The sequence below is a fragment of the Chryseobacterium sp. genome (genome assembly GCF_022712095.1).
GTDB lineage: Bacteria > Bacteroidota > Bacteroidia > Flavobacteriales > Weeksellaceae > Chryseobacterium.
The window spans coordinates 1-7906 of sequence record NZ_JALAHD010000191.1 but is presented as its reverse complement, the minus strand read 5'-3'; the positions used below and the strand labels follow the sequence as shown (position 1 = coordinate 7906).

The 7906-nt window shown below is 36.3% G+C and carries 7 protein-coding genes and 1 pseudogene; 2 read left to right on the top strand and 6 right to left on the bottom strand.

Annotated features, from left to right (window positions below):
* Positions 1–225: hypothetical protein (locus Q0A18_RS09900; protein ID WP_292009984.1), on the top strand; the 225-nt coding region annotated here is incomplete at its 5' end.
* Between the two features lie 7 nt (positions 226–232).
* Here the strand turns inward: Q0A18_RS09900 and Q0A18_RS09895 are convergent.
* The 6 genes from Q0A18_RS09895 to proS all read right to left on the bottom strand — a co-directional run bounded on the left by Q0A18_RS09895 (position 233) and on the right by proS (position 7288).
* Positions 233–970: a DUF3667 domain-containing protein gene (locus Q0A18_RS09895; protein ID WP_292009983.1), complete on the bottom strand. Its 738-nt coding sequence runs from the start codon at positions 968–970 to the stop codon at positions 233–235.
* A 182-nt stretch (positions 971–1152) separates the two neighbouring features.
* Complete coding sequence (dnaJ, locus tag Q0A18_RS09890) at positions 1153–2280, bottom strand: molecular chaperone DnaJ (protein ID WP_292009982.1); 1128 nt, start codon at positions 2278–2280, stop codon at positions 1153–1155.
* Between the two features lie 94 nt (positions 2281–2374).
* Positions 2375–2911: a nucleotide exchange factor GrpE gene (locus Q0A18_RS09885; protein WP_292009981.1), complete on the bottom strand. Its 537-nt coding sequence runs from the start codon at positions 2909–2911 to the stop codon at positions 2375–2377.
* Between the two features lie 73 nt (positions 2912–2984).
* Positions 2985–4319: an Nramp family divalent metal transporter gene (locus tag Q0A18_RS09880; RefSeq protein ID WP_292009980.1), complete on the bottom strand. Its 1335-nt coding sequence runs from the start codon at positions 4317–4319 to the stop codon at positions 2985–2987.
* A gap of 114 nt (positions 4320–4433) precedes the next feature.
* The gene (locus Q0A18_RS09875; protein WP_292009979.1) at positions 4434–5702 is read right to left on the bottom strand and encodes an OmpA family protein; all 1269 of its coding nucleotides are present in this window, start codon (positions 5700–5702) and stop codon (positions 4434–4436) included.
* Between the two features lie 110 nt (positions 5703–5812).
* A complete protein-coding gene (proS, locus tag Q0A18_RS09870) occupies positions 5813–7288 on the bottom strand; it encodes a proline--tRNA ligase (RefSeq protein ID WP_292009978.1) in 1476 nt (491 codons plus the stop codon).
* Positions 7289–7431: 143 nt separating this feature from the next.
* Between proS and Q0A18_RS09865 the strand changes: the two are divergent.
* Positions 7432–7906: pseudogene (locus tag Q0A18_RS09865) on the top strand (prolyl-tRNA synthetase); the annotation flags it as partial.

Genomic DNA, 7906 nt, shown 5'->3' with positions numbered 1-7906 from the left:
GCTTGTCCGATTGTATTTTTATATGGTAAGAATATTATCATTCCCACAGATTCTAAAGTCCTGGCCAGTATATCTACAGCTATTTATCTGGTGCATCCTTTAATCATGAAACTTATTTTTGATCTGCATCTGGGAGTTTGGGAAAATGTTGCTTTTATGATAAGCCTTTTAGCGGTAAGTTTTCTTTTGGTTGCTATCAATAGGAAAATTAAATACTTACTTTAATCAGTTTTTATGAGCTGAATTTTGTCATAATCATACCTATAATAAGGGTGAAAATAAAATAGGTAAAAGGGACAGCAATAGTTCTGCATACTAAACTTAATACTTTATAGCTGAACTTAGAAAAAAACTGGTAATAAAACCAGATGGAGTAAATTAAAGAGATGAAACCAATAACTGAATAAATAAGGAGAAGTCCGGAAATATTTGTATAGAAAACAGAAATTATAATAAATATTAAAATAATAATTAATTGAGCTGCGACTATATAAGAGTTTAAAACAAGGTGTTCCGAGTAATTCAGCTGAGCCTTTCTAAACCATAAAAAGCTGAATAAGGAATATAAAGGGATGGTTATTACTGGAATTAGTTTAGGATATTTATCAGCAAAATTCTTCATGCTATTATAAAGTTCTACTTCTTTAGTGGATGATATAATATCTGCTATTTTAATACCGGAATAATATTCTAATAAACCGGAAATCCCTAAAACAATAAGAATTAAAGTAATAAAACTGAAATAATTAACCCTTTTCCCTTGTATGTACTCTCTGATACTGTGTCCGGGCCGTGTAAATAACTGTTTAATAGTGAACAGGATTCCTTTGTCGACATGCCAGATACCGTGAATGAGATCATGTTTAAAGAAATGCTGTAATGAATAACGTTTAGTGCTTGCTTTTTGTCCACAGTTACTGCAGAAATTCCCATCTATTGATTGTTCGCAGTTTAAACAATTTTCTTTCATCCTGTTTTATTTTTATATTACATAATAACTTGTATAAATAATTTATGATATTTATGTATAAATAATTTTTGTAATATAGTATAGAATATGTGTTTTTAAATTATTATTGTAAGCGAATATACGAAATAAAGATTTATTTGGCGTTTCTGTATAAAAAAAGAGACCGTTAAGGTCTCTTTATATTAGTTGAATAAGTCTTTTACTTTATCAAAAAAAGTTTTTTCTTTTCCGGATGGTTCCGCGACCATTTCGCCGCTAGACATCTGGGTCTCAAAGAATTCTTTTTGTTCTTTCGTGAGTTTTTGAGGAGTCCATACATTGATATGAATGAACATATCTCCTTTTCCGTAGCTGTCAATACTTGGAAGACCTTTTCCTGCCAGTCTTAATATCTTTCCGGATTGAGTTCCTGCTTCAATGGTGATTTTTACTTTACCACCTACTGTTGGAACTTCTTTTTTAGCTCCCAAAGCAGCTTCTGCAAAAGAGATGTATAATTCCTGATGAAGGTTATCACCTTCTCTTTTGATTACTTTATCTGCTTCCTCTTCTACAATTACCAGCAAATCCCCTGGGGTTCCTCCAAAAGGCGCATCATTCCCTTTTCCTCTTACATTAAGCTGAATTCCGTCTCTGGCTCCGGCCGGAATGTTAATCGTGATTTCCTCTTCATCCTTTATAAGTCCCTGAGCATTGGCTCCGGCAGGAATTTTATCAGCAACTTTACCCATTCCCTGACAAGTTCCGCAGGTAGTTTGGGTCTGCATTTGCCCGAACATCGTGTTCATTACTTTTACCTGAACTCCTGAACCATTACATGTAGGGCATGTTTTTGAAGTAGCGCCTTCCGCTACTTTCATTTTTTTGACCTTAAGAGTTTTCTGGGTTCCGTTGACCATCTCCTCAAGATTCAGCTTGATTCTGATTCGTAGATTGGAACCTTTTACCTGCTGATGACCTCCGCCACCAAATCCACCGAATCCACCACCGCCAAAATGACCTCCAAAGATATCTCCAAACTGACTGAAAATATCTTCCATATTCATTCCGCCACCGAATCCGCCACCGCCGAATCCTCCGTTTCCGCCTACTCCTGCATGGCCGTATTGGTCATATCTTGCACGTTTTTGCTCATCACTTAATATTTCATAAGCTTCTGCGGCTTCCTTAAACTTTTCTTCAGCAGCTTTGTCCCCCGGATTTTTATCAGGGTGATATTTGATCGCCATTTTACGGTAGGCCTTCTTGATCTCATCTGCTGATGCGGACTTCGTTATTTCAAGAACCTCGTAATAATCTCTTTTTGACATGATTTATATGATTGTATATTGATAAATGACAAAATGTAAATGTTAATCCATGAGAGTTTCATTAGAGACACTCATCATTCATCATTTATTAATTTTAATTTCCCGTTACTACTTTTGCAAAGCGGATCACTTTATCATTTAAAGTGTATCCTGTTTCAATAACGTCTACGATTTTACCTTTAAGCTCTTCTGAAGGAGCCGGGATCTGCGTGATAGCTTCATGGAAGTCCACATCAAATGCATCACCTGCATTTACTTCCATACTTTTTAAGCCTTTTTCCCCTAGTTTATTTTTGAATTTCTGATAGATAAGTTCCACTCCTTGAAGATCGGCAGAATTACCATTTTTAGCAATTTCTTTAAGAGCCCTTTCAAAATCATCCAAAACTCCCAACATTGAAATCATCATATCCTGATTGGCATATTGGAAAAATTCCATTTTTTCTTTGGATGTTCTCTTTTTATAATTCTCAAATTCAGCATACAATCTGATGTAACGGTCTTTTTCTTCTGCCAAAAGTTCTTCTGCAGTAGGAGTAGCTGTCACATTTTCCGATGAAATAGTTTCGTTTTGAGGATTGTTTTCTTCCTGTTTATTGATGTTTTCTTCGTTGATATCCTGATTTTCCATAATTCAATAACTTTTTACTGATTGTTTGACAAAGACTTTGCCAAATAAAAAATCAGGACATTAAGGCAGAAAATCATTCACCAAAAAAGGTCTGATAAAGCAAATAAAGATTTAAAACAATGATCACAAAAGTGATGACCCATGCACTGATCTTTAAAAAGGGTTTGTTGACAAAGCTTCCCATTTTTTCCTTGTCACTGGTAAACATAACTAAAGGTACTACCGCGAAACTCAGCTGCATAGACAGAATAACCTGGCTTAATACCAATAATTCCGTGGTTCCTTTCTCACCGTATAAAATAGCTACGATTAAAGCGGGGATTACAGCGATAAGTCTTGTGATAAGTCTTCTCAGCCACGGTTTTAATCTTATATTTAAAAAGCCTTCCATGACAATTTGCCCGGCTAGAGTTCCTGTAAGGGTGGAATTTTGTCCGGAAGCCAGTAGTGCAATAGCAAAGGCGATACTTGCCATTGATGCCCCCAGAATAGGAGCCAGCATTTTGTAAGCATCATGAATGTCTGCAACATCTTTATTTCCTGTAGTATGGAAAGTGGCTGCTGCAAGGATAAGGATGGCCCCGTTGATGAAAAAAGCTAATAATAGTGAAACAGTACTGTCTAAAGTCGCAAACTTTATCGCTTCTTTCTTACCCTCTTTGTCACGTGTATAATTTCTGGTCTGAACAATGCTGCTGTGAAGATAAAGGTTGTGAGGCATTACAGTTGCTCCTAAAATCCCAATCGCGATATACAGCATAGCCGGATTCTGAATAATCTCCTTTTGGGGAACTAAGCCTCCCAATACCGCATTTAACTCAGGTTTTGAAACAATAATCTCGTACACAAAACAGGCGAGAATGATAAATATAAGACCACCTACAATACTCTCTATCCATCTGAATCCTTTAGATTGAAGCAAAAGTATTAAAAGGACATCGATTGTGGTGATCACAATTCCCCAGGTGAGCGGAATATGAAAAAGAAGATTTAGGGCTATGGCTGAACCTATTACTTCTGCAAGATCACAGGCAGCAATAGCTATTTCACAAAATACCCAGAGCATGAAATTAGTTCGGGGACCAAAATGGTCTCTGCAGGCCTGTGCTAAATCTCTTTCTGCGACTACACCCAGTTTTACGGAAAGGTGTTGCAGAACCATAGCAAATATATTGGAAATAAGAATTACAGAAAGTAAAGTGTACCCAAACTGAGCTCCTCCGGCAATATCCGTAGCCCAGTTCCCAGGATCCATGTATCCTACTGCAATCATAAGCCCCGGACCTGCAAAAGCAAGATATTTCTTCCAGAAACTTCCATTCTTTGGAACATTTATAGAGGAATATACTTCCGGTAATGAATGGAGGGTTTTATCTTTTCTCCAGGCTCTTTTTATATTAAAATTCATAAATGTTAGAAATGACTAACAAATTTAATTAAAATAAATGAACAAGAAAAATATATGAAAACAAAAAATCCCGGAAACCAGTTTCCGGGATTTAATTTATAATAAGTCTAAGTTTTATTTAGCAAATCTTACAGACATTTTTCTGTCAATTGCTCTTTCAGCATCAGAAGCTGTGGCATCTACTGTGGCGAATTTACTACCATAACCTTCTGCTCCTAAAACCTGAGCTCCCACACCAGCTTTTTCCAAAGCAGCTTTAATATAATCTGCTCTTGCCTGGGATAGTTTAACGTTAGCAGCTTCATTACCTGTTTTATCGGTATAACCACCTATTTTAATTTTAGCATCAGGGAATGCTTTTAAAATGGCTACAAGGTTGTCTAATTGTCCTTGAGAACCAGCTTCAAGTTCTGTAGAACTTCCAAGCTTAAAGTTAACATGGTCGAAATCATACCAAGTGCTTTTCAGAGCATTATCATCTGCTGCATTCTTATAACCGTCTGTTTTTAAGAAAGTAATCATTTTGTCTTCCATACCGTCTTTGTATCCTTTAAGGGCTACACCGTTAAGGTCAATATTCTCATCAACTTTTGTAGTTGTAGTAGTTACAGATACGCTGTCAGAAGGAGAGACTGCTACTGTGTTTTCTGAAACGGTGGTAGTGGTTGTTTCTGTTTTATTACACTGCTTCCATAAGAAATATCCTGCAGCTAGTAACAATAAAAGAGGAAGCAACCATTTCCAGATAGATCCCCCACCATCATTATTATCAATATGAGTTCCGGTAGGAGTGGTACTTCTGGTAACTTCTACTTTTGGATCTTCGTGGGAAGTTACTTTAATTTTATCATTATCAAAAGAATATCCTTTTGCCCAATCTCCAATATTAAGAGAAGCAAGGGATAATCCTGCTGGTAATAAAGTAGAAATAATTCCTTTCTGATCACTAAGAAGACTGGAGATTCCTGATTTATCTAAATTATTATCTGCCGCATATTTTCCTATAGATCCTACAGTAGCTCCTGTTACTAAGTTAAGCAATGAACTTGATGTGTTATTGCTGATTCCTGCAAATGTAGCAATAGAATTAACTAATCCGCCTACTTTGTCTCCAAAAATAGATGACAATAAACTTGAAACGATAGAATTGTTGGAAGTACCTCCTAACAAATTTCCTAAAATTCCACTTGAAGAAGCATTCGTAATTGCATCTAAAACACCAGGGTTATTGGCATTATTTGCTAGCCCTCCAACAACTGCAGGCAATAATCCTCCAATTGCTTTTGAAATTCCTGATTCACTTTCTCCAAACTGAGATGAAGCTTGTGAAATCAAAGCAGGACCTAATTGTCCTTTAATTAAATCAATAACATTTAACGACATAATAAATTTATTTTTAAAATTAATGTTGGATAAATTTAAATAAAATTTTGCCTAAATGTTGCTTTTTTAGAAATTATTTAACAAAATTATCCTAAATTATTATTAAAATGTTAATACGCTTTTGCAAATAAAACCCTTCTTTTAGACGGCTTGCCAGAGATTAAAGATATACCTTCTTCGATATCATCATCCAATGGAATACATCTGATTGTAGCCTTTGTTTCCTCTTTTATCTGCTCTTCTTCTTCCTCAGTTCCGTCCCAATGTGCGTAGATAAACCCTCCTTTTTCTTCCAAAACTGCTTTAAACTCTTCATAAGTATCTACTTTAGTAATATGGTCTTTTCTGAAGTTAAAAGCTTTATCATAGATATCTTTCTGAATGGTTTTCAACAGTTCTTCGATGTAAGTGTCTAACCCTTCTACAGAATGTGTTTCTTTGGTAAGGTTATCCCTTCTTGCAATTTCCACCGACTTATTTTCTAAATCCTTAGGACCGATGGCTATTCTTACAGGAACTCCTTTCAATTCATATTCTGCAAATTTCCAGCCTGGTTTATTCTGAGTGTCATTATCAAATTTAACGGAAATTCCTTTAGCTCTTAATTTATTTTGTAATTCCAATGCAACTTCACTGATCTGGTTCAGCTGTTCTTCTCCTTTAAAAATAGGAACAATAACCACCTGGATCGGAGCAAGAGTCGGAGGTAATACCAATCCGAAATCATCTGAGTGGGTCATAATAAGTGCTCCCATCAATCGGGTAGAAGTTCCCCATGAGGTAGCCCAGGCATGCTCTATTTTTCCTTCTTTATTAGTGAATTTTACGTCGAAAGCTTTCGCGAAGTTTTGCCCTAAAAAGTGAGAAGTACCTGCCTGAAGAGCTTTTCCATCCTGCATTAAGGCTTCGATACAATAGGTTTCATCAGCGCCGGCAAATCTTTCCGATGGAGTTTTTAAACCTTTAACCACAGGAATAGCCATGAAATTTTCAGCAAAATCAGCATATACATCATTCATTTTTTCTGCTTCTTCTACCGCTTCTTCTTTCGTAGCGTGAGCAGTATGTCCTTCCTGCCATAAGAATTCTGCCGTTCTTAAAAACAAACGGGTTCTCATTTCCCAACGCACAACGTTAGCCCACTGATTGATAAGAATAGGTAAATCTCTGTAAGATTGAATCCAGTTTTTATAGGTATTCCAGATAATAGCTTCCGAAGTAGGACGTACAATAAGCTCTTCTTCTAATTTAGCATCAGGATCTACAATTAATTTATGTGGATTATCAGGATCAGTTTTTAATCTGTAATGGGTAACAACAGCACACTCTTTTGCAAAACCTTCTGCATTCTTTTCTTCAGCCTCAAATAAGCTTTTGGGCACAAAAAGCGGGAAATATGCATTCACGTGGCCTGTTTCTTTGAATTTTCTGTCCATTTCATCACGCATTTTTTCCCAGATAGCGTAGCCATACGGTTTGATTACCATACAACCTCGCACTCCTGAATTTTCAGCTAAGTCTGCTTTTACAACTAATTCATTATACCATTTGCTGTAGTCTTCGCTTCTTGAGGTTAATTTTGCCATTATTTTTTAATTAATTTTTAACTTTTTTATGTTATTGTTATCTAAAAATAAAAGTCTATTTTTGATAGATTTTATTACCTGTGTTTGGTACATTTTTGGTACTATTTGCAAATATAATTTAAATTAAAAATTTTTACATTATCATGAAACGAAATATACATAAAAATTTGCTTAGCTTGCTAAAATCTAAAGGGATTTTAGTAATCTCAGGTGGATTGCTTTTGATGTCTTGTACTGCGCAGGTGGGCGGTTACAGCGAGACAGACGGAGTTTATTATGATCCTAATAAAGACACTTTGCCTGAAGGAGTAATTATTAATAATGGCGGAAACAGGGTTGGTGAATATTACGATTACTATCAGGATACCAATATGATCCAGAATGCCGAAATGAATTCAAGGGAGCAGGATGGAAGATATAATGCTTGGAGTGATACCAGCTGGAGTAACGCAGCAACAGACTCTGATTGGGGTGGTTTTGCTGGGAATGTTACCAATTACTATGATTATTCATGGGGACCTTCTTGGGGCTGGTACGGTGGTTATAGCCCGTATTGGGGTTGGAACAGTGGCTGGAACTGGGGTCTTGGATTCTCATGGGGCTGGGGAGGCTCATGGG

Coding starts and splice junctions, on each gene's coding strand:
- dnaJ (WP_292009982.1), bottom strand. CDS start 2,280: ATGTCAAAAAGAGATTATTACGAGGTTCTTGAAATAACGAAGTCCGCA.
- proS (WP_292009978.1), bottom strand. CDS start 7,288: ATGGCAAAATTAACCTCAAGAAGCGAAGACTACAGCAAATGGTATAAT.
- Q0A18_RS09895 (WP_292009983.1), bottom strand. CDS start 970: ATGAAAGAAAATTGTTTAAACTGCGAACAATCAATAGATGGGAATTTC.
- Q0A18_RS09880 (WP_292009980.1), bottom strand. CDS start 4,319: ATGAATTTTAATATAAAAAGAGCCTGGAGAAAAGATAAAACCCTCCAT.
- Q0A18_RS09885 (WP_292009981.1), bottom strand. CDS start 2,911: ATGGAAAATCAGGATATCAACGAAGAAAACATCAATAAACAGGAAGAA.
- Q0A18_RS09875 (WP_292009979.1), bottom strand. CDS start 5,702: ATGTCGTTAAATGTTATTGATTTAATTAAAGGACAATTAGGTCCTGCT.